The organism is Prochlorococcus sp. MIT 0701, from assembly GCF_000760295.1.
GTDB lineage: Bacteria > Cyanobacteriota > Cyanobacteriia > PCC-6307 > Cyanobiaceae > Prochlorococcus.
On the sequence record NZ_JNBA01000030.1, the window covers coordinates 53924 to 78335 of the forward strand.

The following is a 24412-nucleotide window of genomic DNA, read 5'->3' on the forward strand; positions in this document are numbered from 1 at the left end:
AAACAATATCTGGCTGGGGGCCCCTCCTGTATGGCAAGAGAGGCAATGTGTCCGGCCTCTATAACAAAAAGCTTTTCTCGATCCCGAAGAGTTTATTAACTCCCGCAGATTTGTTCATTCATCAAGCAAATTGTTATAGCGATTTTGGAGCAGCCCATGGGCAGCACGACGCTGCTAAAGGAAAGCGGACCTCGGGAGGTTTTCTGTGGCTTGACGTCAATTGTTTGGCTGCATCGACGGATGCCCGACGCCTTCTTCCTCGTAGTGGGCTCACGCACCTGTGCCCATCTGATCCAAAGCGCCGCAGGCGTGATGATCTTTGCGGAGCCGCGTTTTGGCACTGCCATCCTGGAAGAGCGAGACCTCGCTGGACTGGCAGACGCCCATGAAGAGCTTGATCGGGTGGTGAACGACTTGCTAGCGAGACGTCCTGAAATTCGCACCCTCTTTCTGGTGGGTTCCTGCCCCAGCGAAGTGATCAAGTTAGATCTAGCAAGAGTTGCCGAGCGACTCAATGGACAGCTTCAAGGCGGCGTTCGCGTGCTGAATTACTCAGGCAGCGGCATTGAAACCACCTTTACTCAAGGAGAGGACGGTGCGCTCAAAGCGATGGTGCCGTTGATGCCTAATAGCAACGAAGCCCAGCTTCTGCTTGTTGGCACCATGGCCAACGCAGTTGAAGATCGTCTCAAACATCTCTTCGAGCGCCTTGGCATCCCCTCAGTGTCCAGCTTGCCGCCAAGACAGTCGACTGATCTGCCATCCGTAGGACCTGGCACCCGTGTTCTGCTAACCCAGCCCTACTTAACTGACACGGCTAGGGAACTCAAAGACAGAGGCGCCGAGATCCTTCAAGCGCCTTTCCCTCTGGGCGCTGAGGGAAGCCGACTCTGGATGGAAGCGGCAGCCAAAGCTTTTGGTATCAATGGCAGTCACGTTGCAACCATCCTTGAACCTTTGATGGTGCGCGCCCAAAAGGCTTTATCGCCCTACAAAGAACAACTGGCTGGAAAGCGAATTTTCCTGATGCCTGAATCCCAGTTGGAAATTCCACTAGCACGTTTCCTTCACAGAGAATGTGGAATGGAACTCGTAGAAGTTGGAGTTCCTTATCTCAATCGAGACATGATGCAGTCTGAATTGGAACTGCTACCGCATAACACGCAGGTCATGGAGGGCCAACATGTGGAGAAGCAGCTCGACAGGGTTAGGGAGCAGCGTCCTGATCTAGTTGTCTGCGGTATGGGTTTGGCAAATCCCCTTGAAGCGGAAGAGATTGCAACGAAATGGTCAATCGAATTGATCTTTAGCCCCATCCACGGCATTGATCAAGCTGCAGACCTCGCCGAACTGTTTGCAAGGCCACTGCATCGCCGCGACCTTCTCAACAACCAACTCCTCGTAAGCGTCTAAAAAACCAATGGAACTCACTCTCTGGACCTATGAAGGCCCTCCTCACGTAGGAGCCATGCGCATCGCTTCCTCGATGGAAGGAGTGCATTATGTGTTGCATGCCCCGCAAGGAGACACTTACGCGGATCTGCTGTTCACGATGATCGAGCGACGCGGACGCAGGCCCCCCGTGACCTACACCACCTTTCAAGCCAGGGATCTAGGAGGAGATACTGCTGAATTGGTCAAAGGTCATCTGCGTGAAGCCGTGGAGCGCTTTAACCCCGAAGCACTCTTAGTAGGTGAAAGCTGCACCGCTGAACTCATTCAAGACCAACCCGGCTCGCTTGCTTCAGGCATGGGTTTCAACATGCCTGTTGTGGGTATAGAGCTGCCGGCCTACAGCAAGAAAGAAAATTGGGGAGCCTCAGAAACGTTCTATCAACTCGTGCGAGGCATCCTCAGCAAGCAGCCTTCTGAGGAATCTGGCGTAAGTCATAGCCCTGCTGCATGGAAAAGCGAAGGACGCCGGCCCAGAGTGAATCTCTTGGGCCCAACCCTCCTCGGCTTCCGCTGTAGAGACGACATTCTCGAATTGGAAAAACTGCTCAATCAACACGGCATTGATGTACATGTTGTTGCTCCACTTGAAGCAAGGCCAGCCGATCTAATGCGGCTGCCCAATGCTGATCTGAATGTCTGTCTTTACCCTGAAATCGCAGAAGCAACTTGTCTCTGGCTTGAGCGCAATTACGGCATGCCGTTCTCCAAAACAGTGCCGATCGGAGTGGGTGCTACCAAAGACTTTTTAGAGGAACTCCATCAATTGTTAGAGATGCCTGCACCCAATCCAGGCGAAGGTGCAGAGCAATCGAAACTGCCCTGGTATTCACAGTCTGTGGATTCCAACTACCTCACCGGCAAGCGCGTGTTCATTTTCGGCGATGGCACCCATGCCATTGCCGCAGCAAGGATTGCTGATCAAGAGCTGGGTTTCAAAGTGGTGGGTCTTGGCACCTACAGCCGCGAAATGGCCAGACCGGTGCGAGCTGCAGCGAAGGAACTAGGACTTGAAGCACTCATCAGCGATGACTACCTTGCCGTGGAAGCTGCCATGGCAGAGGCAGCACCCGAACTTGTGCTTGGCACACAGATGGAGCGGCACAGTGCCAAACGACTGGGTATTCCCTGTGCAGTCATCAGCACACCGATGCACGTGCAAGACGTCCCGGCCAGATACAGCCCACAAATGGGATGGGAAGGTGCAAACGTCATTTTCGATAGCTGGGTGCATCCATTGATGATGGGCCTTGAGGAGCATCTAATCGGTATGTTCCGCCATGACTTTGAATTTGTGGATGGTCATCAAAGCCACCTAGGACACCTAGGCGGACATCAGAGCCAAACGGAACAACAACAAAGCCAAGCAGCAACCAATCCATCAACGCAATCAAATGCAGATTCCTCATCTGAGGAATCACCTCTCTGGACCCCAGAGGGAGAAGCAGAGCTCGCAAAGATCCCCTTCTTTGTACGCGGAAAGGTTCGTCGCAATACGGAAAAATATGCGCGCCAGGCTGGTTGTAGACGTATCGATAGCGAAACCGTTTACGACGCAAAAGTCCACTTTCGGGCTTGACTATCAGAAAAAATAGAGAAACCTCTAGTCATTACAAGGGGCAAAGGGGATGAGTGTTTACACTCATCTTTCCTCAAAGATCAAACCCTTTGTCTCGAAAAGCAAGCAAACCAAGCAACCAGTTGTATCGAATTTGTTAGGAACCAACAGACATAGATCTATTCGCCTTGAATAACAACAAGTACTTAAGCAAGATCTCTCAATGACCACGACCCTGACACGACCAGCCGATGGCGAAGGCAGTGTGCAAGTTCAGCAGGATGCTGCCATGCGCATTGAGGAAGGGGCCCTGGTGATCGCGGTCTATGGGAAAGGTGGAATTGGTAAGTCCACCACCTCCTCCAATCTTTCCGCCGCATTCTCCAAACTCGGCAAACGAGTGCTGCAGATTGGTTGTGATCCCAAGCACGACAGTACTTTCACGCTTACGCATCGCATGGTGCCTACGGTGATCGACATCCTTGAAGAGGTTGATTTCCATAGCGAAGAGTTGCGACCAGACGACTTCATGTTTGAAGGTTTCAATGGAGTCAAGTGTGTCGAGAGCGGAGGACCTCCAGCCGGCACCGGTTGCGGTGGTTACGTCACTGGGCAGACCGTAAAGCTGCTCAAAGAGCATCACCTGCTGGAAGACACCGATGTGGTGATCTTCGATGTGCTTGGAGACGTGGTCTGCGGCGGCTTCGCTGCACCCTTGCAACATGCGAACTACTGCTTAATCGTCACCGCCAACGACTTTGATTCGATTTTTGCGATGAATCGCATTGTCGCTGCAATTAACGCTAAAGCTAAGAACTACAAAGTTCGCCTTGGCGGAGTCATTGCAAATCGTTCTGCCGAATTAGATCAAATAGAAAAATTCAATCAAGAGACAGGGCTGAAAACTATGGCTCATTTTAAAAACGTTGATGCAATACGTAGATCAAGACTTAAGAAATGTACAATTTTCGAGATGGACTCATCAGAAGAGGGGGTAATTGAATGTCAAAATGAATATCTTTCACTAGCACAAAAAATGCTCGACAATGTTGAGCCTCTAGAAGCGGAACCACTGAAAGATCGCGAAATTTTTGACCTGCTTGGCTTTGACTAACCTCTAAAAGGAGCAAAGCCCTTAATCATTTAAGTCAAGCCAACCAATTTCATCGACAATTCCCAGACACGTTTTGCTGTGATTGGATCTGTCGCCCTTTCCGATAGTTCCTGTCGGAAACTTTCTCGATTCTTCTTCTGACGATTGCCCCAACTCCAATGCACACCTGATACACCAAACTCTGGATTAGTCACAACCTGTGCAACCCGCTGACCAGCCTTGGCCTGGGTGACATATCCACCAGTAATCAGCCTCTGGAATATAGGAAACAAAAATCGGAAGATTTTTGGTGTGTAGCGGAATAACGGTGTATCAGCCACACAACCAGGATAAAGAGAGGTAAATAAAATCCCTGATTCTTCATGTAGGCGCCTGTGGAGCTCCTGCGTGGTGATCATGTTGCAGAGCTTGCTATCTTTATATGCCTTGCCGGGCTTGAAGCTTTTGCCACTCGCCATACTGATAGGCGCATGAAACCCTTGCTCAAAACCTGAAAGATTACCCAGATCAGCCGGTGCAGGAATTGGGATCTTGCCGCCAAGCTCCTTATAATTAGCGGTAACTGTTCCAAGAATGACCACTCGGGCAGAAGACAAATTAGAGCACCTCGCTGATTTGAATACTCCTGCTTTGCCGAGGTTCTCAAGCAAAAGTTGAATCAGCAAGAAATGCCCGAAATGATTGGTTGCCATCGAGAGCTCGTAGCCCTGAGCTGAGCGCTTCGGTTTGCTTAGCCTGGGCTGATAGACCGCGGCATTACAAACCAGAGCATCCAGCGGTTGTTCGAGCGAGTCGAGAAGAGTCTCGACACCATCGCGAACGCTCTGGAGATCACTCAAATCCATCCTTAGATGATGAAGTTGACTGGCTGGGATACCCACCCTCTCGGCAGCGGCAACAGCCCTCAATGGATGTCGATTCGCAGTAATCACCTGCCAGCCTCGATAGACGAGTGCCTTGCAGGCATACAACCCGACTCCAGAGGTCGTGCCCGTGATTAAGACGGTGCCTGGAGAAGCTTGAGAAGAAGCCATCGACGCAGCCTTGAGAGCAGCAGGTTGGTATAGATAAAACTAAGCGCTGAGCTTCACTCTCGACGCAAGCAAAACAAAACTCAGCGCCAGATGACCCTCAAGCGATTCGGGGCGATCCAATGATCATGCTCGTCCATCAGGCGAATGCCACCGCCAAGGGTGAACAAGCGATCAAAACGTTGCTGAAGGGTTTTCAGCTGGGCAGATTCAAGATTCAACACGGCGACAAGTTCACCATGACGATCAAGACGTTCCTGGTAAGCGATTGAGAGCTTGACCAGGGTCACAACACAAAGGGAAACCAATCCCAGCTTCATGGTCAATGCCAACAGGCTGAAATTAATCTCTCTGCGCTGCTCTTGCAGCTGCAAAGTAGACGCCATAGTGACTGCATCCATCACCTGAGGATGAGTCTGCTTCCGCTGACGCCGAGCTGCGCTTTTCTGTTTTGACCTGGGTCTAGCCAGGGGAGAGCCCAAGTTTATTCAACGGTTGCCCGCTTGTAGCGCAGCAAACCAAAACTGCCAAGGGGCTAGACCCAATCAGATCAGAACCTCAATCAAGCCTCATGAAGGCTTACGCCAAGGCGAAGGGCTAGCACACCGCAATGAAAAACAACCACGAGGCACAAACCGGCCAAGTCGACATTTGCAATATCAGTGATGCCCATGATGGAAGGGGAACGCTAGAAGCATTCATATTCTCCTAGCAAAACGGTACCTAAGACCAGTCTTCGCAAAGGCCTGTCACACCTATCAATGACACTTCCTCCGTCGAATGCCATTGACAGATCAATCTCCCCACCAGCCACTGACTGGAAAGACGCCTCTCAAAGCCCCTTGAGAGCAAAGTCTCGAAGCGACTTCCTAAGGAGAAGAGGGTTCCTGAAGATCAACTGATTAATAACCCTTTCAGCAAAAAACATGGGCTCTTGAAACTCGATGCTTAGCGCTGAAACTTGCACGTGGAATAGTTAATGCCCCAACACCAGGGTCAGGGCCTGACGGCCAGTGCCAAAGGCAAGCAACAGCAAAAGTGTTCTCAACATCCATGCCAGACGATTGCCAGAAACCCTTGCAAGCCTTGACGCTGACCAATGAGCGGCCAGAGCTGCCACGCCACCGAGCAAAAGCCCAATCCCTGCAGAGCCCCGTCCCTCGCCAAGAAACTGTAAAGAGGCCGCAGTCGCTGAACATGTCACGGCCAGGGTGCTTAAACGGATCGCCAAGTGAATAGGAACAGCCAAACCATTCACCATCAAAGGCACCATCAGCAAACCACCCCCCAAACCAAGCAACCCTGCGGAAAATCCTGCAACACCGCCAACGACTGCAAGACCCGACAAAAAAAGAGTGGATTTGAGCTGCTGACCTGCTTGATGAGGCTCTGAGCGAATCGTGGCCGCCACCACGAGATAGAGCACCACCTGAAACGTCAGCAAAAGCCACCCAGAAACATCTAAACCAATCTTGCTGAACAGCAATGAAGACAAAAATGCGGCCACTCCGATGCTCAATCCAGCTCGAAGCTGAAACCCTCCAGCGAAGAGGTGGGTCAGTGTGCCACTCAACGCAGTGGGAACAATGGCGAAAGTACTGGTTGCCAACGCCTGGTGGGGGCTAAGCCCCATCCACAGCAGGAGTGGCGCAAAGATAAGGCCGCCACCAATGCCCAGGAGACCAGCAAGACCACCTGCCAAAAGCCCCAAAGGCACAAACACCATCAAATCCCACAACACCATCGCCGCTCTATGCCGACAGCTGCATCCTGCCTACCTATCTCGCCAGGTCGCGGCCGCTTGATCTCCCCTTTGCGATTGTCCGGCCCAGAACAGATGGCCCTTGATGAGGTGCTGCTTGAGTCTTACCAAGCAGATGCGAAACCACTGCCAACACTGCGCTTCTATCAATGGAATGGTCCATGGCTTTCCCTTGGCCGCAACCAACGCCATTGGCCGCAGCACTGGAATGCTCTGGCAAAACAAGGAGATCTACAGATGGTTAGGCGACCCAGTGGCGGCAGTGCAGTCCTGCACGCAGGAGGTCTCACTTATGCACTGATCTGGCCCTCTCCTCCCCGCCAGAGACAACAAGCTTATAAACAAGCTTGTCAATGGCTCATAAGGGGCTTTAAAGAGCTCGGATTACCTTTGCAATTTGGCCATCACCCAGCCAGGGGGGCCATCGAGAGCAATTGCTTCGCTTTATCCACAGCCGCTGATCTTGTGGATCCTCAGGGTCACAAACGCATCGGCAGTGCCCAACTCTGGCGTCAGGGCCATCTCCTTCAACATGGCGAAATCATCCTGAATCCCCCTCAAAGACTCTGGCGAGAGGTCTTCCATTGCGAACCACCCAGCCAAGCACCAGCATCAATCCCTAGGGAAGGCCTGAGCAATCGCCTGCAAACAACGTTTCGCTCCTGTTGGCCAGAGGTGAACTGGCAAGAGAGCCCTATCACCAACGATGAATGGAGTTCAGTTGCCAACAAAGCAGCTAACTATGACGTACTGATGGATGCCTCAGGCTGCTCAACCAATCCGCCAGAGACCATCGACTCAACAACCTTAGGCAGTGCCATACCCAGGGGATAGGTGTTCTGACGGCGAGCAGCTTCGAGAAACTGAGCAGGAAGCCTTACCCCAAGACGCTTGAGCACAGCCTCGGAAAGGTCAATTCGATCTAATGTTCCGCAAGGAAGACCAGCAATATTAAAAACAAGAAGCCTCCCCTCATCAGACTGTTCTAGCGCCATCACCGCCTGCCATAACGGGGCTTTCTCGACAATGGAAGGCAACTCAGATATCGGTTTCATGTGATCCGCCAGGCATTGCCTATCCCATTGCTGCACAGGCAATTCTTTTAAGGGTTGATCCGTCATATAACCAACCCATCGACCAGAGCGACAAACTAAAACCCATTCCTGAGGTGGCTGGTCTTCACTGCCAGCCAAACGCAACTGACTAAGCCTGCGCAACGACTGGTCATCTTCAAGAACACGGAAGCGTCGCCCAGCTGCCTGGCCCACGTTGAGCTCACGCAACACTTTCTGCAAGGCAAGTAGCTGGGTTTGAGAGCGAGATGCACCGAGACCAAACCAACCAAGCATCAACAACCAAAGCCCACCAATCCCACCACCTTTAAAGAAGAGCAACCACCCCCCCAACACCATTGCCGAAAGAGACAGGACACGACCAGTTGCTGTAGCGACCTGAACACCCTTCCTTTGACTGCCAGTCCACTGCCAGACCAAAGCCTTAAGGATCAACCCTCCATCAAGAGGCAGCCCAGGCAGCAAGTTAAAAAGGGCTAGCAGCAAATTGAGCCCACCCAACTGCCCAACGAGATTGGCAAGCAGCGGATTGATGTGATCAGCCGCATGCACCCCTGCCGTAAGCAAGGAAACCGCTAACACCAAACTCACCAATGGTCCTGCTGCTGCAACCCTTAAAGAGGCCATCGGTGTAGAGCACTCCCTCTCAACGCTGGCTACACCTCCAAGGAAGAACAGCGTGATACTGCGAACCTTGACCCCCTCACGCAGAGCGACCAAAGAGTGGCCTAACTCATGCAGGAGAACAGACAAAAACAACAACAGGGCCGTAATCAACCCCAGACCCCAGCTGATCCAAACTGGAAGCGAAGATTCAGCTGCAGCGGACACCTGATTTTGTGAAATCCAGGTAAAAAGCAACAGGATCACAAACCAGCTGGGATGAATCCTTAAGGGGATTCCCCGAATCTTCATCAGCTCCCAGCCTTCGCCCACCCTTTCATCTCCATCGAGCCGGATCAGCGGCCAGTAGCAAACCGATCTTAGAAAAGTCTCGAGCCAATGGTCTTGCCTATGGGGTCTCCCACATCCACCGCAGTGAAGATCTGCGGTCTTACCAACATTGACCAAGCCAAATCGATTGCAGAGCTTGGTGTCGAAGCAATTGGCGTGATCGGCGTCGCAAACTCACCTCGTTATCTCGCGGAACCACAACGACGAGACCTTTTCGCTCAACTCAAGAGCTACAAGCCAGAACTCCAACGGGTCTGGGTGGTCGCTGATCCAAATGACATCGACCTAGCCGAAGCCCTGCAAGGAAAAGGTGCACCGTCGACAATCCAGCTTCACGGCCAAGAAACTCCAGAACACTGCGCAAACCTGCGTATGCAGCACCCGAATACGCAGTGGTGGAAAGCCCTGCGCATACGTACCCATGAAGATCTCTGCCTTGCCCATACCTATGTAGGCCAGGTCGACGCGCTACTCCTCGATGCATGGAGACCTGGACAACTTGGTGGAACAGGCCATCGACTTCCCCTGAACTGGCTCCACCAAACCCAATTTGAACTGCCATGGTGGTTAGCGGGTGGTGTCTCCGCAGAGTGGATTCCAGAACTTTTGAGCCAGGTGAATCCATGGGGTTTGGATGCCTCAAGCCGTCTGGAGATTTCGCCAGGGATCAAGGATCTAAACCTGGTCGAAGCCCTGGTTCAAGCGGTACGTCAGTATCAGGGATAGATCAAGCGTTAAATCAAAGCCCTTAACTTAATTATAGCTGCAACGAATTCTTCTCTTAGAAGAGATTTAGCATCGCCCTGAGAGAGCCAGGCACTCACCAACAACAGAAGTTTAGATCATTCGGCATCTCTACCAAAACAAGCCTGAGAAAACATTCACCTGCTATCTACTTGTACTAGAAATAAAAACTATTTGCATTGATGATGCATCGTCATACCCACAAAGAGGCTAACTATTATTGCCAACTAGCTACTTCCATTTACCTTCACGGGGATAGCGCAACTAACGCTTGCAAAGACTCTCGTAATTTCTCAAGCAACATTCACTCAGTAGAACCCAAGGTGGTGTCCGAGCAACAATCCATTGCCGAATAGATAGTCGGAGCCAAGCTGAACAAGCCCAGGAAAGACAAAGCATCTAGACACACTAAATCTATGGATAGACATCTCTCAAAACAACTAGGAGATACCTAGACAGAGACTTGTTAGGCGCCTCAAACAGACCTGACCACAATGGCGGCTGATTATTCTTTTGTTTGCTTATCTAGCAGCTCCTCTCTTTGTTTAATTCCAAAGAAGACATTTGCACCTAGCACCAACAAGGCAGCAATCACAATGACTCCAATCGTAACTGGACCCAAGTCAAGAGCCATTGCAAAAAAAGGAGAAGGCATGGACGCTTAGGTTGCGAAAGGGGAAGTTAGCCCGAGAGAGGCTGAGTGGAGAATCGACTAATAAAGCCAATAGATCTACACACATCCATCAGGCTATGTCAATCACTCAGCCCTGACTCTCTGGGGTTATCATCGATAAAATTCTTAAGTCGCAAGAGTAGCCTCCTGCTGACGAACGAGCTCAAAGAATTCCTGCTTAAGACTAGGGTCATGCCGGAAAACACCTCGCACAACTGAATTCACCATGGTGCACTGAGGTTCCATTACGCCACGTAATTTCATACAGTAGTGCTCCGCTTTGACAATAATTCCAAGGCCCTGAGGCTCACATAGGCGCTCAATTTCATCAGCCAAGATCATTACGGCCTCCTCTTGTATATGTGGCCGTGAAAACACCCAATCAGCCACTCTTGCGAACTTAGAGAGTCCGATTACACGGGTACCAGGTTTTATTCCAATCCAGCAATTACCCATAATCGGTACAAAATGGTGAGAGCAGGCCGAACGCATCGTGATCGGTCCAACGGTATAGATCTCATCGAGCTGCTTGACATTGGGGAAGCTTGTAATCTTTGGCTGCTTCTGATAGCGGCCCTTAAAAACTTCGTTGAGATACATGCGAGCAACCCGCTCAGCTGTCTCTTCCGTGTTGTGGTCGTTATCAACATCAATCAAAAGGCTTTGTAACAGGTCACGCACACGACCGGCAACTTCTACTTCAAGCTCCTGCAATTCTCCTGGTTGAATGTATTCCGAAACATTGTCGTTAGCGAGGAAGGAAACACCTTGAGCAATAAACCGCTCACGTATACGCTCGGAGATCTTGCTTGTATTGGCAATTTGCCCATTTTCAGGCGAGGCATTTGTGTCATTGCCAAGGCCTTTCGATGATGCTGGGATTATGGAAGTCATTAAAGGCTGGTTCAAAAAGCGCCAGTGGCTGGCATCAGAGTGAGATCTTCAATCACCTGTGTTGATGGCTGTAGAGCCAAGTGAAGAAGGGCAGCGGCAGCCTGCTCAACAGAAAGCATGGCATCACGATCGAAGCTACTTTGGACGGTTTCAGTGTCCCAAAGGGGGGTGTTGACCGAACCAAGCGTGAGAGTACAAGCACGGATCCCATGCTTGCGCTCCTCAGCTGCTAAGCATCGAGTAAAAGTGGCCAAGGCCGCTTTGGTGGTGCAGTACGAACCCCACTGGGGGAACGCATTACGAGAAGCATGACTGCTCACATTGATCACCAATCCACCGCTGGTCCGCATCGCAGGCACCACGAGAGAACACAACTGGAAGACGCTGGTGAGATTCATTTGAAGCAACCATTGCCAGCGCTGCAAAGGCATGGATAGAAGATCTCCCGTCCAAGCCGCCCCAGCATTGTTGATCAACACTGATGGGCAACCTCCCCGACCAAGCAAGTCCTCGATACCAGCAGCGATAGCTTCTGGATCAGCCAGATCGATCGATTTAAAAAGAACATTCTGACCTGTGTTCTCAAGGTCTAGGGAAAGTGCCTGAAGTGCAGCTTGGCTGCGGGCCACCAAAATCAAATCCCAACCGGACTTGGCAAACAACCTCGCAGTTGCTTCTCCGATTCCGCGGGATGCTCCCGTAATCAGGGCAGTAGGCAAGGAGCGTATGCAACCCCGATCACATTAGGCAGGCAAACCGGTTTCCGACGAGCTTGGATCGAGCACGCGACCCATAGCCCGGAATTTCCGATACCGAGATTCGCGAAGTTGATTAATCGATAAACCACGCAGCTCATCGAGGTGTCGCTCGATAGCCTCCCTGAGAACTTCCCCGGCCTGAAGTGGGGCCCAGTTGTTGCCTCCGGCTGGCTCTGGAAGCACTTCATCCACCACTCCCAAGCTGAGTAGGTCTGGGCCAGTGATCTTCAACGCAGCTGCAGCCTCAGGAGCTTTGGCGGCATCTCTCCAAAGAATCGAAGCACAGGCTTCTGGACTCGCCACGGTGTAGACGCTGTGCTCAAACATGAGCAAACGATCAGCCACGCCAATTCCAAGCGCACCTCCGGAACCTCCTTCACCAATCACCGTGGCGATCACAGGCACACGCAAACGGAACATTTCACGCAAGTTGACTGCAATGGCTTCACCTTGCCCCTGCTCCTCGGCAAGAAGACCTGCATATGCACCCGGCGTATCGATGAAAGTGAGGATGGGTAAACGAAAACGATCGGCATGATCCATCAGGCGAAGAGCCTTGCGGTAACCACCAGGCGTAGCCATCCCAAAATTTCTGGCCACATTTTCCTTTGTGTCTCTGCCCTTTTGATGTCCGATCAGCAGCACAGGGCGTTCACCAATGCGTCCGATTCCACCAACCAAAGCCTGATCGTCGCCGCCACGCCGATCACCATGCAATTCAACCCAGTCGTCGCAAAACATCTGGATGAAATCCAGGGTGCTCGGCCGATGAGGATGCCGAGCTACTTGAATTTTCTCGGCCGGGGTGAGCGCCTGGAAAATCTCCTCCCGTCTTCTGGCCGCCAGAGTCTCCAACTGGAGCAGTTGCTGACTTACATCAACCTCTGAATCGCGTGCAAGCTCTCGGATCTGTTCAATCTGCTGCTCAAGTTCTACAAGGGGCTTCTCGAACTCAAGCAGGTAACGACGAGCCATAACAAGAGAAGATCCAGAAACAAGGTTCAGGCTGCTGCAGCCTGAAGTTGGTGATTGAGATTGAGGCTTGAAAAGCCATGGCGCAAAGATGCCATGCCGATGAAATCCATCTTCTCAAGGGTGATCTGGTTACGCCCCCAACTGAAATTTGTGTGGCAATTCTCAAACTCCAACAGCATTGCTTCTGCAAAACAGGCAAACATTTGCCTCTGAGGTTTATCCATCTCTGCCATCCAGCCAACATCCCAGCTGATGTCATTGCAGAACTCAACGATTCCTCCTTTGAGCACATGCACCCCTCCCCCAGCAAACTTTGTATCCAGGTTCTTCGGATAGCCCCCATCAATCATCAGGCAAGGCTTGCGCAAACTCTCCATATCAATTTCAAGGGTTGGAGGCATGCTGGCAACCCAAACCACAACATCAGCTTCAGGCAAGGCCTCTTCAAGACTCAATATTCTGCCGCCACCTAATTCAGCTTGAAGTTCAACAAGAGGTTTTTGCTGTCTAGCCACCAATAGAAGTTCGGCGACGCCAGTTCGAGAGGAAAGCCAACGGCAAACAGCACTACCTATATCCCCAGTGGCACCAACAACCGCCACATTGGCCTTGCTTAAATCAATGCCTAAAAGTTGGGCATTGTTTTCAAGCTGACGACAAATAACCCATGCTGTATGAGTATTACCAGTCGTAAAACGCTCCCATTCAAGAGTGGTGTTGCGTACATGTTGATGCTTAAGTAGATTGAAGTTCTCAAAAATAATTGAGGTAAATCCGCCTAGGGCGCTGATATCAATGCCTCTCTTCTGTGCTAATTCCATGGCATTGAGAACTTTGCGACGGGCAGTTTTGAACCGACTCAACATTTCTGGTACAAAACATGAATCGATATATGCCCCTTCTATTTTCTTTCCTGTGAGGCTTTCGACCTCAATCTGTTCCAAAAACTGGGGAGGAGCACTGCACCAAACATCTAGGTCTCCATCCAGATGATCATAGCCAATCTCAAGTGCCTTCTTCCTGGCATCTTCAAAACTGGTGGAATGACCAATCAGACCAAACATGTAGTGCTGACGTACGGCGAATCTGAGCTGCCGCTATATACGCGGCAGAGGTCCAAGTCAACCATGCTCCCATGAAGGCTGATCTTCAGGGTCAACTGCCTTGAATCAACCTGAAGAGCGTAAACAGGCATAAGAGCGAAGGAAGGATGGAAGAGATAAAAACCCCTCAGCCCACAAGGGCTGCAGCCGCCATGCGTGTGATCTCACGAGTGGTAAAGCCAACCTCTGTAAGAGATTCCTGGTATGCGATCAGAAAATCCTCAATCAAATCTTCCTTGTCCATCTGCAGCACGGCAGCATCACCAGCAACCTGATCAAGCATCCGGCGAATTAAAGGCAGATTCTCGCGATTGGCCTCAAGCAACTCCTCACGGCAACTCTCCAAATTGGCCTTGAGCCAAGCCTCGCCATAATTGAGGTGGGTGTACTCGTCCTTCACGACACCTTCAGTAATCTTGCGAGCAAAGGGGTCAGAGACAGGGATATAGGTGTGATAAGCCGAAATGGCAAAGGCTTCAATCAATAGCGCCTGTATCAGCAGGCAGGTGGGTGTTTTGCCTTCTTCTAAAGCTTTCTGGAAGTTGTCACGTAAAGGAGCAAAAAACTCCTTCGCGAAGTTCATATCAGCCGTAACACCAAGGTTCTTGCCGCAAGCTGTGAAGCCCTTCAGGTGCTTCATCTCCATCTTGGCAAGCCGTTTGAGCTCATCGACATGATCAGGAAGCAGAGTGCCAATCGCGATGTAATTGTCATGGGCTTCCTGCTCGCCCTCAATTACTATTGCGTTGATTCGACTGTAGGCATCCTTATAAGAGGCTGCAGTGAAGTCAGGTAAGGCTTCTGACGATCCAATTGGGCTGTCAAGAACAGCAGCCTCAGGCATGTCAAGCGTCGGCATGGATCTCTTTTAAAATTCGGCAGTCGTGAGACTTTAACCTTCTCTTTGAGGAAATTGACTCATGTGGCCCGTTCAGATCACAACCTTGCAGGATCTCTAACCGGAGGCCATTGGCTTCCCATCAGGCTGATCAGCAAATTAACCCAGTGATCGGCCAGAGCCTGCTCCAACGCATGGCCTAGCTCAGCATTAGCCTCTCGGCTATCGCCTATCACCCCGGACTCACTGAAATCGTCCGTCAGCCAAGCACATGGAGCATGCCCCTCAAGGCTCCACCCCATCGGCGGGGTAGTGATCTGGCCCGGAGTGTAGTGGTCACCGTCGATAGGGCGATCGAGCCCTACCAACTCAGGCGCCATGGACAGCATCAGGCTGGTCTCAGCCAGACCAGCATGCAGCCCTACCTCACACTCACTTTTAGGGAGCAAATCCTTTAGTGCCTCCACACCACTCCAGAGGAAACAGGGCAATACAGCCATCCCAGGGCATTGAGCGCGAAGCTGCCGTGCCGCCACGTGCAATAAGCCAATCTGACCACCATGTGCATTGAAAAGCAGCAAACGACGAGCTCCCATAGCCGCTAATTGCTGACCAACTTCGATAACCAGCTGAAACATCAGGTTCGCTGAAAGAGAAATAGTTCCAGGAAATGCCTCATGTTCCGGAGAAAATCCCAATGGCTGGGCTGGCAACATCCAGATCGGCAGGTCTGCAGGCAAACGTTCAAGAACCTCAACCAACATCCGCTCAGCAAAAAAAGCATCCGTCATCAGAGGCAAGTGCGGACCATGCTGTTCACAGGCCCCGAATGGCCAAGCCAAGGTGGATCCCTCCAGACCAACCGCCTCTGCAGCCTCTGGCCAGCTGAGATGGTCAAAGCGCCGGGAAGTAATAGACATCAGCACCGATCTCCGAACAGAACCCCACCCTGCCTGTCAGAATGGTCGATCGACGACCCCAAGGCCCCCATGGCCGGATCAGGCAGTCCGCAGCCCAATAGACCAAAGCCCCCTAAACCCGCAGCGGAAGCCCCTCGCAAGCCCCTGCAGGTCATGCATATCAGCAGGCGTGTGGAGCAAGAAGAGCGACTGCGTGAAGCTGCCGAAACATCTCCCCCTGGCAGCGAAGCAACTGCAGGGTCAGGCCAGCCCAGCAGCGCCCCCAATCGACCCGTCTCAGCTGATGCAGCCTCTGATGAGAGTCGTTTTGATCTCGGCGAGCTGCAAAACATGACAATGGCCGATCTACTTGGTCCGGCCGATCAGTCACGCCGAAGCGATTCGGCCCCCAAGGGCATCGATCATCGAAACGAAGAAAGGCAATCGAGCCCATCCCGCAGTGTCGACGATTTCGACTTCGATGAAGACGCCTTCTTAGCTGCTCTAGATGAAAACGAGCCAATTGGAACCACAGGGGAAGTGGCGACAGGCAAGGTCATCGCCTTAGAAAGCGATGGTGTTTACGTCGACATCGGCGGGAAAGCACCAGGCTTTATGCCCAAAAACGAATGCGGCCTTGGCGTGATTACAAACCTCAAAGAGCGCTTCCCAAAGGGCTTAGAGGTAGAAGTACTTGTCACCCGAGAGCAAAACGCCGATGGGATGGTCACCATCAGCTGTCGAGCTCTAGAACTGCGTAAGAGCTGGAGCAAAGTGCAGCAGATGGAGAAGGAAGGCAAGGTCGCCCAGGTCAAGGTCAATGGATTCAACCGTGGTGGAGTGACCTGCGACCTTGAAGGCCTACGAGGATTTATCCCCCGCTCTCAGCTCCAAGATGGAGAGAATCACGAAGCTCTTGTCGGAAAAACCCTTGGTGTGGCCTTCCTGGAAGTCAATCCAGAAACCCGCAAGCTGGTGCTTTCAGAGAAACGGGCCGCTACCGCCGCCCGTTTCTCTGAACTTGAAGTAGGACAGCTCGTGGAAGGTCAAGTCGTAGCAGTGAAGCCCTACGGTTTCTTCATAGACCTAGGAGGTGTGAGTGGCCTACTTCACCAATCGATGATCACCGGGGGCACTCTTAGATCCCTGCGGGAGGTATTCAACCAAGGAGATCGAGTCAAAGCCTTGATCACCGAAATGGACCCTGGTCGCGGACGCATTGCCCTGAACACAGCCCTACTGGAAGGACAGCCGGGCGAACTTCTAATCGAAAAAGATAAGGTTATGGCTGAAGCAACTGATCGAGCCAACAAAGCTCGTAACGTCCTTAGGCAGCAGGAACAGTCAGCGGGATGATTGCTGCCAATACGCCCAACATCACAGACCAACGCCCTAAGACTGACTGGGAGCTCGACTTCTACTCGAGACCAATCCTTGAATCTGACGGCAAAAAACGTTGGGAGTTGTTAATCAGCAGCTCTCAGGACCCTTCAGGGACTGCACCATTCCGCTGGGTGAAACGCTGCCCTGCAGGAGAAGTCAATTCACTGTGGCTGACCGATGCCCTAAGAGAGGCCCTGAAAGACTCTCAGGAACAAGGCTGGGAGGCACCTCTAAGACTTCGTTGTTGGCGTATATCGATGCGCACCATGGTGCAACGTGCTGCCGCAGAGCTTGGAATCGAAGTGATCGCAAGCCGCCGAACCTATGCCCTGCTCGACTGGCTCGCCGAGCGAGAACGGGACGTCTACCCCCTTGAGGAGGGCTACATGGTTGGTCCACTGGCGCCTCCCCCAACTCCAATACCAACACCCCCAGTGCCTCTACCTGAGGCCGTAAGGGGAGACGCCTGGAGCTGGGCATCCCTACCCTTAGGTTTGCTACGCGAAGCCCAAGAGTGGCCAATCGGCTTCGGTGGCCTACTACCAGTTGGAGCGAACGACAACGAGAACATCCCGGTGCCAGGTGTACGGATGTTCAGTCAAACCCGTGCTTTGGCTCTAGCAGGCTGGCTTGGAGGCCTTGAACCAGTTTGCTTAGTCGTCGATGGCACGCAGCTGATGCTTGAAGCAGGCCAAGACGATCGCTGGCTGGTGACGGATTTGGATGACAAAACAGCCAAGGCAGTTCAACAGAGCCTCCTAGAATCCAGAGATCAAACCGGCGGACTGCAATTCATCTCTGTGCAGACCTCCCCAGACGAAAAACGATTTGCGGGTTTCTGGATGCTGCGTGACCTGCCGCAACCATGACAACGCTGGGGCAGGCAGCGGAAACTGACAACCAAGACCCGCTTGCTACTCCAGATATCCTGTTCAACCAACTCAAGGGATGGACCTGGGTCGGTTGCTATGGGGGCTACTACCTGCAGTCTGATCTTCTACAGAAAGCTGGTTTCGAGCATGGATTCTTCACTCGACGCTGGCAAGATCGAGGCCCCGATCAACTAGCTGGTTACCTAAGCGCAGGCATTAGCGTTCATAGACCTCAACAGGTTCATGGTGGCAGGGTGCTCCAAGCCTCACAAGCCAACCGCCCACCCTGGCCGAAAGCTGATGGCCTTGTCAGCGACAGGGGTGGACAAAGTCTCTGGGTTTGTGGTGCCGACTGCACTCCAGTACTGATTGCCGACCAGTCCACAGGTCATGCAGCCGCATGTCATGTCGGCTGGCGAGGTGTAACCGCCATGATCCTGCAGGAAGCTCTATCAAAGTTGGAATCTCGAGGAGCAAAAATTGAGACCCTGCTTGTTGCTCTAGGACCAGCTGTGAGCGGCTCCAACTATCAGATTCAAGTTGATGTTGCAGAAGCTGTGGCAAAGAGCCTCGAAGCAGATCCAAGCAACCCACCAATCGCGATGGAAAAAAGGCTCTCAGCACTAAAAGAACGAGGCATTCTCGATGCAGACAAAGAGCCACAGCGAATGCGTCTCGACATTCGCTTGGCTGCTGCTGAGCAACTACAGCGAGCTGGGTTAAGCATCGAGCAGATCAGCAGTTGCCCACTATGCACAGTGGCAGAGTCCAGCCTCTTTTACTCATGGCGCAGGGACCAAGTCAAAGCCGTGCAATGGAGTGGAATCGTCGCTCAAGCTGGAGAATGAACAACCACAAGCTGTTTCGCCAGGGCTTCTGCAGCCCTAATCCCATCGATGCCAGCCGAAAGGATGCCTCCGGCATAACCTGCACCTTCTCCAGCAGGAATCAGCCCAGTGGTGTTAAGCGACTCAAAGGAGTCATCCCTGGGAATACGCACAGGCGATGAGGTACGGGTCTCAACCCCAGTGAGTACAGCATCAGGATGCTCATAGCCTGGTAAACGCCTAGCGAAGGCCGGCAAGGCCTCTCTTAAAGCCTCAATCAACGGAGCCGGCAACATCTGATTGAGGTCAACCAGCTTGATTCCTGGCAGATAAGAGGGCGTCACCTCACCGAGGCAAGTTGTAGGCCTGCCCGCAAGAAAATCCTCCTGGCGCTGAGCAGGGGCACAATATCCACCCCCTCCAAGCTGAAAAGCCCTTCGTTCCAACTCCTGCTGCAGGGCCACTCCTGCCAGAGGATCTCCTGGCCAACGTTCATAACTGCACAAATCCTGATTCTCCAAATTCACAACCAAGGCACTGTTGGCATTGCGTTCATTGCGCGTGTGTTGACTCATGCCATTGGTAACCACGCAATCTGCTTGCGATGTAGCACCCACCACAACTCCCCCCGGACACATGCAGAAGCTATAGACAGAGCGGCCATTACGAGCGTGATGCACCAACTTGTATTCCGCATGGCCGAGTTGTGGATGACCCACCATTGGCCCCCAGCGCGCGCGATCGATCAGAGGCTGGGGGTGTTCGATACGGAGTCCTACGGAAAAGGGCTTGGCCTCAAGCTTCACGCCAACCCTTTCCAACATGGCGAAGCTGTCCCGTGCTGAATGACCCAGGGCAAATAACACATGCCGACTGCTAATTGTGCTGCCATCGGCAAGCTTCAGCCCTACCACCTGCAAAGGCTTGCCGGATCGTGAATGATCTAAATCTCGCCGCAGCAGCAATTCATCAACTCGAGTCTCAAATCGAATCTCACCGCCAAGCTCCTCAATTCTGGCGCGCATTCCACGCACCACAGTGGCCAATTTGTAGGTGCCAATGTGAGGTCGGTGCACCGTAAGGATCTCTGGATTGGCTCCACTGGCCACCAACTCTTCAAACACCTTGCGCCCATAGTGTTCAGGGTCACTCACCTGGCTATAAAGCTTTCCGTCAGAGAAAGTGCCCGCCCCACCCTCACCGAATTGGACATTGGAGTCAGGATTGAACGGTCGCTGTCCCCTCCAGAAAGCAAAGGTTTCTAGCGTGCGCTTTTTGATCGACTGACCGCGCTCCAACAGCAAAGGCTTGAAACCCATCTGTGCCAGAAGCAGAGCGGCAAAGTAACCACAAGGACCTGCACCCACCACAACCGGCCGCTGCGTTTCTACTTGAGGGAAATCTGTTGGCGCCTTCGCAACTGGGTAATAGCGGGTGTCTGGAGCCTTACGAATCTTTTGATTGCCTGCGTGGCGTTTCAACAGAGCAGCTTCCCCTCGCACCGTCACATCCGCGCTGTAGATGAACTGGATCCGCTCATGATGTCGAGCGTCAATACTTCGTTTCACCAGCCTGTGATTGATGAGCTGGGCAGGGGGAATACGCAACCGCTTAAGGATGGCTGCTTCGATCGCCTCTGGCGAATGATCAAGGGGAAGCTTCAACTCACTCAACCGCAACACGTCATCACCTCACACGTAGGGCGCATCAGCTCCATCCAAGCCTGATTCAATCGCAGCAGATTCGAGTCCTGCCTCAGCCAGGTCCCAAAGCAGAAACTCGATTAATAACTGTTGTCCCAGAAGGTGTCTGTCCTGCTCGCAAAGCAAAACTGCTAGCGGCGCCCTCCAATCGCACTTGTTTGCCTTCGAGCCGCAAGCGCAAAGCTGTGCAAAGAGGCTGGGGTTCACTTTCTGCATCAACCCATCCAAGAGGATCAGCGCTTCCCTTTGCAGAAGCTAGAGAAGCAGACATGGTTGAAAGCGCGATTATTCGAGCAGTATCAAAGCCAGCCGCGGCCAACAAATCTGGCGCCTGCCCCCAATGCTGCTCAAACGATTCAGAAAATTTCTGCCAACCAGGCCCCCTTGAGGATTGCTTCAACAAGAGCTGCTCCCAGGCTTCTGGACCGATATCACTCGCCAAATCCGATGATGCAAGCCATACCCAGGCTGGATGTTGTGGTCCCCGCCCAAGCAATCCATCCATCTGAGCCTTCTTCAAAACCTGCACAAGAGGACCTGATGGGCGAGACGTCAAGACAAGAGCATCAGGTCCTAGCCAGACCAGGTCCTGCTGCAAACGCTTGAGTCGTTCGCCATCGTCAGGATTCACGCTCTGCACCAACTCGGGCTCGTAGCTCTCCACCTTGCCGCCAAGGATCTCAAAGGCTTCAACAAAAGATTTCGCTGAAGCAACACCAAGCTCAGATGGATCTCGCACCACCATGACGCGCCGCCAACCCTGCTCCATCACTCGCTGGGCCATGGCCTCAAGATCATCGCGAACAGGTGCCACCAAGAACCACAGGCGTGTACGTGCATCCAGCTCACCGAGACTTCGTAAGGAAGCGCCCCGCTGATAAGGCAGCACCACACTGAGATTGCGCTTAGACGCCAGAGCAGAAAAAGCACGAAGATCAGCAGCAGGAGGCGCCACGACCAACTTCAACCGCGGGTTACCTGATAAGGCCACAGCAGGATCATCATCCAGACTGAGAAGACGCAACTTCACAGACGCCACCGCAAGGCCGCAACCTCTTACCTTCTCCTCTCCCAACTGAAAGCCCTTGAGGAAGGTCTCATTGGCACCTTCTACAGCAGAGCCCTTTGGCAACAGAACGACCACAGATGGAGACAGCAACCCACTTGCCGAAACCGCCTGACAGCCAAGGAGACTGGCAAAGATCATCAACCAGCTCCGCCAGGGAGCCTTAAAGAACCTTTGCCTCCAAGACCCACTTGCAATGGAATCTGCAGCCAAAGACGAACCACTTAAAGGGGCCGCTTGGGAGGGGGCCATGATCCTGAAGACCCAACGTAATCAGAGTAGGGCTAATGGATCAGACACCTCTGGGTTTATCACAAGATCTTGCTAGAGAAACAATTTGATCCTGTAGAGCCAATCCTCTCTCAAGTCTGAGGCGAATCGCACGTTAAACGACCCAAACCAGCAGTCGCTAGCCCTGCACTGAGATCTATATCGCTACCGATGGAGGTCACCCGCGCCAAAAGCACACCATCGCTAGAACCTTCTGGGCGCAGATTGACCCGCCGGCGCCTGGGTAGCTCTGACTTCAACCAAGCCATTGCCTCCGCCTCATCAGATGGATCCACCTGCAAACAAGCAAGACGAACCGTATAGGTTCGATTGTGATCACCAACCTGGAGCAACGAGGAGCTACTCACACGCAGCACTTCTGCCGCCATAACAGGCAATGGTGCGATTGACAAAACAAGCAGAAGGCTGAGGAGAATCGCTTGTAGTCGTCGCATCAGAGAGACACGCCACACTCGGGGCAATAAATGTGCTCATGGGCGGTGGTGGCGCCACAAGATCCACAACTACGAGTGGTGTCCATGGCCAGTTCAGGATGGTTTGGCAAACCCACCATCTGAGCGTTGCTCTTGCCGGGAGGGACCATCGGATAGCAATTCTCATCTCGCCGCACATGCACGTCGATGAGCATCGGACCTGGAGTAGCAAGGGCCTGCTTCAACTGCGGCTTGAGATCCTTTCGCTCAGTGATCAACACCCCGCCAACCCTGAAGGCCTTAGCCAATGCCACGAAATCAGGCATGCCGGGAAGCATGTCAGTGGCTGAATAACGATCTTCATAGAAACTTTGCTGCCACTGACGCACCATGCCTTGCCAGTGGTTGTTCACAATCACAACCTTGGCAGGAATGTTGTATTGAATCAGTGTTCCCAACTCCTGAATATTCATCAGGATGCTGGAGTCACCTGCAATACAAACAACCTGTTCGTCTGGCAAAGCAATCTGAACACCAATAGCAGCAGGCATCCCAAAACCCATGGTGCCTAATCCCGCACTACTGATCCACTGGCGAGGTCCATTACGCAAGTATTGAGCAGCCCACATCTGATGCTGACCCACGTCTGTTGTTACGTAAGCCTCAGGAGCCAGATCCCTAATCGCCAAGAGCACCTCCTGGGGATAAATCGAACCCTCCTTAGGCGGAGTCATCAGTGGATAACGCTGCTTCCAGCGTTCAATACGAGTGAGCCAAGCCGAAGTCATCGGCTCCACAGACCTTTGCTTACTCAAGTCCAATAACTTCACCAAGCTGACACCAACATCACCCAATACCGCAACATCAGGACGTCGGTTCTTAGCTACTTCTGCTGGATCGATTTCAAAATGAATCACTCTTGCGCGAGGCGCAAAAGTATCAAGCTTGCCGGTGACCCGATCATCGAAACGTGCGCCGACCGCGATTAACAAATCGCATTCAGTAACAGCAAAGTTGGCATAGGCCGTGCCATGCATACCCAGCATGCCCAAGGCAAGGTGATGTCGCTCATCGAACGCTCCCTTACCCATCAATGTGGTGGTCACGGGAATCTGATGACGTTCCGCGAAACCCTTAAGACTCTCGTGAGCTCCGGCAGAGATCACTCCTCCACCAACGTAGAGAAGAGGCCGCTGAGACTTCTCGATCAAATCGAGAGCCGCCTCAATTGCGGTGAGCTCTGGGGCGGGCAATAGTCGGAATCCTGAAGGCACCACAGTGCCTGGTTCGACTGGCAGATAGTCAAATTCCTCCTGCCCCACATCCTTAGGGATGTCGATCAAGACTGGACCAGGTCGTCCCGAAGCTGCAATAAAGAATGCTTGGGCAACAACCGAGGCCAGATCTGCTGGATCACGAACAACCCAGGAGTGTTTCACGATAGGCAGAGTGATCCCGAAAATATCAGTTTCCTGAAAGGCATCCGTGCCGATGCATGGTCGAGGAACCTGTCCTGTGATCACCACCATGGGAACTGAATCCATCTGAGCCGTGGCGATACCAGTAACAAGATTGGTTGCTCCTGGCCCAGAGGTTCCAAAGCAAACTCCGACCCGACCTGTGGCCCGTGCATAGCCATCCGCCGCATGGGTTCCACCCTGCTCATGGCGGACGAGGATGTGCTTCAACCAACCCTGCTGCTCAGCTTTATGAACGGCGTCGTAAATCGGCAGGATTGCCCCACCTGGATAACCAAAAATGATGTCAACACCATGACGGCGAAGAGCATCCATCAGGGCATCGGCGCCAGTAATACGCTTTTGCTCTTGTTGTGATGAATCACCGAGAGCCGTGGTTGAAGAAGTCAAGGTCACGGCAGTGGCAAAGCGTGGTCTGCTCCTAAAGATTAAGGGCCTGCCGTACAGATTGCCTATTGGTTCTTCACCATCACCGGCAAAATCAATCCGTCATTGAGCCTGCTGCCTGATGGCGAATGCCCCAATACAAATGGACACCGCTGAGAACAGTG

The 24412-nt window shown here is 52.5% G+C and carries 24 protein-coding genes; 8 read left to right on the forward strand and 16 right to left on the reverse strand.

Annotation, left to right across the window (positions count from 1 at the left end; genetic code table 11):
• The first annotated feature begins 156 nt into the window (after positions 1–156).
• From EV12_RS08370 to bchL, 3 genes are all read left to right on the forward strand, one after another.
• Positions 157–1413: a ferredoxin:protochlorophyllide reductase (ATP-dependent) subunit N gene (locus EV12_RS08370; protein WP_036914444.1), complete on the forward strand. Its 1257-nt coding sequence runs from the start codon at positions 157–159 to the stop codon at positions 1411–1413.
• Positions 1414–1420: 7 nt separating this feature from the next.
• Positions 1421–3031: a ferredoxin:protochlorophyllide reductase (ATP-dependent) subunit B gene (locus EV12_RS08375; protein ID WP_036914447.1), complete on the forward strand. Its 1611-nt coding sequence runs from the start codon at positions 1421–1423 to the stop codon at positions 3029–3031.
• A 202-nt stretch (positions 3032–3233) separates the two neighbouring features.
• Entirely contained in the window at positions 3234–4124 is an 891-nt protein-coding gene (bchL, locus tag EV12_RS08380) for a ferredoxin:protochlorophyllide reductase (ATP-dependent) iron-sulfur ATP-binding protein (protein ID WP_036914450.1), read from the forward strand.
• Between the two features lie 29 nt (positions 4125–4153).
• Here the strand turns inward: bchL and EV12_RS08385 are convergent, their stop codons facing one another.
• The 4 genes from EV12_RS08385 to EV12_RS08400 form a co-directional block, all read right to left on the reverse strand.
• Entirely contained in the window at positions 4154–5158 is a 1005-nt protein-coding gene (locus EV12_RS08385; RefSeq protein WP_036914453.1) for a protochlorophyllide reductase, read from the reverse strand.
• A gap of 80 nt (positions 5159–5238) precedes the next feature.
• Positions 5239–5556 carry a hypothetical protein gene (locus EV12_RS08390; protein ID WP_241466986.1) on the reverse strand — a complete coding sequence of 106 codons (318 nt, stop codon included), beginning with the start codon at positions 5554–5556 and terminating at the stop codon, positions 5239–5241.
• A 161-nt stretch (positions 5557–5717) separates the two neighbouring features.
• Positions 5718–5828, reverse strand: a complete 111-nt coding sequence (gene psaM, locus EV12_RS08395) for a photosystem I reaction center subunit XII (protein WP_011825455.1) — start codon at positions 5826–5828, stop codon at positions 5718–5720.
• Positions 5829–6131: 303 nt separating this feature from the next.
• Positions 6132–6899: a sulfite exporter TauE/SafE family protein gene (locus tag EV12_RS08400; RefSeq protein ID WP_036914459.1), complete on the reverse strand. Its 768-nt coding sequence runs from the start codon at positions 6897–6899 to the stop codon at positions 6132–6134.
• A gap of 9 nt (positions 6900–6908) precedes the next feature.
• On the opposite strand from EV12_RS08400, the gene EV12_RS08405 reads away from it, so the two are divergent.
• Positions 6909–7751, forward strand: coding sequence for a lipoate--protein ligase family protein (locus EV12_RS08405; RefSeq protein ID WP_072014302.1), 843 nt, complete (start codon positions 6909–6911; stop codon positions 7749–7751).
• Here the strand turns inward: EV12_RS08405 and EV12_RS08410 are convergent.
• Positions 7658–8926: a site-2 protease family protein gene (locus tag EV12_RS08410; RefSeq protein ID WP_036914464.1), complete on the reverse strand. Its 1269-nt coding sequence runs from the start codon at positions 8924–8926 to the stop codon at positions 7658–7660. The two genes, EV12_RS08405 and EV12_RS08410, sit on opposite strands and share 94 nt — an antisense overlap.
• A 66-nt stretch (positions 8927–8992) precedes the next feature.
• On the opposite strand from EV12_RS08410, the gene EV12_RS08415 reads away from it, so the two are divergent.
• Positions 8993–9670 (forward strand): phosphoribosylanthranilate isomerase, encoded by a 678-nt coding sequence (locus EV12_RS08415; protein ID WP_036914466.1) that lies wholly within the window; start codon positions 8993–8995, stop codon positions 9668–9670.
• Between the two features lie 523 nt (positions 9671–10193).
• Here the strand turns inward: EV12_RS08415 and EV12_RS14210 are convergent.
• The 7 genes from EV12_RS14210 to EV12_RS08445 all read right to left on the reverse strand — a co-directional run bounded on the left by EV12_RS14210 (position 10194) and on the right by EV12_RS08445 (position 15849).
• Positions 10194–10343, reverse strand: coding sequence for a hypothetical protein (locus tag EV12_RS14210; protein ID WP_193742186.1), 150 nt, complete (start codon positions 10341–10343; stop codon positions 10194–10196).
• 144 nt (positions 10344–10487) lie between these two features.
• Positions 10488–11255, reverse strand: a complete 768-nt coding sequence (folE, locus tag EV12_RS08420) for a GTP cyclohydrolase I (RefSeq protein ID WP_036914468.1) — start codon at positions 11253–11255, stop codon at positions 10488–10490.
• 11 nt (positions 11256–11266) lie between these two features.
• Positions 11267–11974 carry an SDR family oxidoreductase gene (locus EV12_RS08425; RefSeq protein ID WP_036914470.1) on the reverse strand — a complete coding sequence of 236 codons (708 nt, stop codon included), beginning with the start codon at positions 11972–11974 and terminating at the stop codon, positions 11267–11269.
• A 24-nt stretch (positions 11975–11998) separates the two neighbouring features.
• On the reverse strand, positions 11999–12988 hold the full coding sequence (locus tag EV12_RS08430) for an acetyl-CoA carboxylase carboxyltransferase subunit alpha (RefSeq protein WP_036914472.1): 990 nt from the start codon (positions 12986–12988) through the stop codon (positions 11999–12001).
• 26 nt (positions 12989–13014) lie between these two features.
• Positions 13015–14052 carry a long-chain acyl-[acyl-carrier-protein] reductase gene (locus EV12_RS08435; protein ID WP_036914474.1) on the reverse strand — a complete coding sequence of 346 codons (1038 nt, stop codon included), beginning with the start codon at positions 14050–14052 and terminating at the stop codon, positions 13015–13017.
• A 166-nt stretch (positions 14053–14218) separates the two neighbouring features.
• Positions 14219–14950, reverse strand: coding sequence for an aldehyde oxygenase (deformylating) (locus tag EV12_RS08440; RefSeq protein ID WP_036914476.1), 732 nt, complete (start codon positions 14948–14950; stop codon positions 14219–14221).
• Positions 14951–15027: 77 nt separating this feature from the next.
• Complete coding sequence (locus EV12_RS08445; protein ID WP_036914554.1) at positions 15028–15849, reverse strand: creatininase family protein; 822 nt, start codon at positions 15847–15849, stop codon at positions 15028–15030.
• 69 nt (positions 15850–15918) lie between these two features.
• On the opposite strand from EV12_RS08445, the gene EV12_RS08450 reads away from it, so the two are divergent.
• The 3 genes from EV12_RS08450 to pgeF are packed head-to-tail and all read left to right on the forward strand — an operon-like array spanning position 15919 to position 18931.
• Positions 15919–17184, forward strand: a complete 1266-nt coding sequence (locus EV12_RS08450; RefSeq protein ID WP_036914478.1) for a S1 RNA-binding domain-containing protein — start codon at positions 15919–15921, stop codon at positions 17182–17184.
• On the forward strand, positions 17181–18080 hold the full coding sequence (locus EV12_RS08455; RefSeq protein ID WP_036914479.1) for a Tab2/Atab2 family RNA-binding protein: 900 nt from the start codon (positions 17181–17183) through the stop codon (positions 18078–18080). The genes EV12_RS08450 and EV12_RS08455 overlap by 4 nt, the downstream gene beginning before the upstream one ends.
• Complete coding sequence (gene pgeF, locus EV12_RS08460) at positions 18077–18931, forward strand: peptidoglycan editing factor PgeF (protein ID WP_036914481.1); 855 nt, start codon at positions 18077–18079, stop codon at positions 18929–18931. Before EV12_RS08455 ends, pgeF begins: the two co-directional genes overlap by 4 nt.
• Here the strand turns inward: pgeF and EV12_RS08465 are convergent.
• The 4 genes from EV12_RS08465 to ilvB form a co-directional block, all read right to left on the reverse strand.
• Entirely contained in the window at positions 18916–20592 is a 1677-nt protein-coding gene (locus tag EV12_RS08465) for an NAD(P)/FAD-dependent oxidoreductase (RefSeq protein ID WP_036914483.1), read from the reverse strand. The two genes, pgeF and EV12_RS08465, sit on opposite strands and share 16 nt — an antisense overlap.
• Positions 20593–20665: 73 nt before the next feature.
• Positions 20666–21931 (reverse strand): ABC transporter substrate-binding protein, encoded by a 1266-nt coding sequence (locus EV12_RS08470; protein ID WP_052039544.1) that lies wholly within the window; start codon positions 21929–21931, stop codon positions 20666–20668.
• Between the two features lie 110 nt (positions 21932–22041).
• On the reverse strand, positions 22042–22404 hold the full coding sequence (locus EV12_RS08475; RefSeq protein WP_036914485.1) for a hypothetical protein: 363 nt from the start codon (positions 22402–22404) through the stop codon (positions 22042–22044).
• Positions 22404–24257 carry a biosynthetic-type acetolactate synthase large subunit gene (gene ilvB / locus EV12_RS08480; RefSeq protein WP_036914488.1) on the reverse strand — a complete coding sequence of 618 codons (1854 nt, stop codon included), beginning with the start codon at positions 24255–24257 and terminating at the stop codon, positions 22404–22406. The genes EV12_RS08475 and ilvB overlap by 1 nt, the downstream gene beginning before the upstream one ends.
• Positions 24258–24412 lie beyond the last annotated feature (155 nt).

Coding starts and splice junctions, on each gene's coding strand:
- EV12_RS08370 (WP_036914444.1), top strand. CDS start 157: ATGGGCAGCACGACGCTGCTAAAGGAAAGCGGACCTCGGGAGGTTTTC.
- EV12_RS08375 (WP_036914447.1), top strand. CDS start 1,421: ATGGAACTCACTCTCTGGACCTATGAAGGCCCTCCTCACGTAGGAGCC.
- bchL (WP_036914450.1), top strand. CDS start 3,234: ATGACCACGACCCTGACACGACCAGCCGATGGCGAAGGCAGTGTGCAA.
- EV12_RS08385 (WP_036914453.1), bottom strand. CDS start 5,158: ATGGCTTCTTCTCAAGCTTCTCCAGGCACCGTCTTAATCACGGGCACG.
- EV12_RS08390 (WP_241466986.1), bottom strand. CDS start 5,556: ATGGATGCAGTCACTATGGCGTCTACTTTGCAGCTGCAAGAGCAGCGC.
- psaM (WP_011825455.1), bottom strand. CDS start 5,828: ATGGGCATCACTGATATTGCAAATGTCGACTTGGCCGGTTTGTGCCTC.
- EV12_RS08400 (WP_036914459.1), bottom strand. CDS start 6,899: ATGGTGTTGTGGGATTTGATGGTGTTTGTGCCTTTGGGGCTTTTGGCA.
- EV12_RS08405 (WP_072014302.1), top strand. CDS start 6,909: ATGCCGACAGCTGCATCCTGCCTACCTATCTCGCCAGGTCGCGGCCGC.
- EV12_RS08415 (WP_036914466.1), top strand. CDS start 8,993: ATGGTCTTGCCTATGGGGTCTCCCACATCCACCGCAGTGAAGATCTGC.
- EV12_RS14210 (WP_193742186.1), bottom strand. CDS start 10,343: ATGCCTTCTCCTTTTTTTGCAATGGCTCTTGACTTGGGTCCAGTTACG.
- folE (WP_036914468.1), bottom strand. CDS start 11,255: ATGACTTCCATAATCCCAGCATCATCGAAAGGCCTTGGCAATGACACA.
- EV12_RS08430 (WP_036914472.1), bottom strand. CDS start 12,988: ATGGCTCGTCGTTACCTGCTTGAGTTCGAGAAGCCCCTTGTAGAACTT.
- EV12_RS08435 (WP_036914474.1), bottom strand. CDS start 14,052: ATGTTTGGTCTGATTGGTCATTCCACCAGTTTTGAAGATGCCAGGAAG.
- EV12_RS08440 (WP_036914476.1), bottom strand. CDS start 14,950: ATGCCGACGCTTGACATGCCTGAGGCTGCTGTTCTTGACAGCCCAATT.
- EV12_RS08445 (WP_036914554.1), bottom strand. CDS start 15,849: ATGTCTATTACTTCCCGGCGCTTTGACCATCTCAGCTGGCCAGAGGCT.
- EV12_RS08450 (WP_036914478.1), top strand. CDS start 15,919: ATGGCCGGATCAGGCAGTCCGCAGCCCAATAGACCAAAGCCCCCTAAA.
- EV12_RS08455 (WP_036914479.1), top strand. CDS start 17,181: ATGATTGCTGCCAATACGCCCAACATCACAGACCAACGCCCTAAGACT.
- pgeF (WP_036914481.1), top strand. CDS start 18,077: ATGACAACGCTGGGGCAGGCAGCGGAAACTGACAACCAAGACCCGCTT.
- EV12_RS08470 (WP_052039544.1), bottom strand. CDS start 21,931: ATGGCCCCCTCCCAAGCGGCCCCTTTAAGTGGTTCGTCTTTGGCTGCA.
- EV12_RS08475 (WP_036914485.1), bottom strand. CDS start 22,404: ATGCGACGACTACAAGCGATTCTCCTCAGCCTTCTGCTTGTTTTGTCA.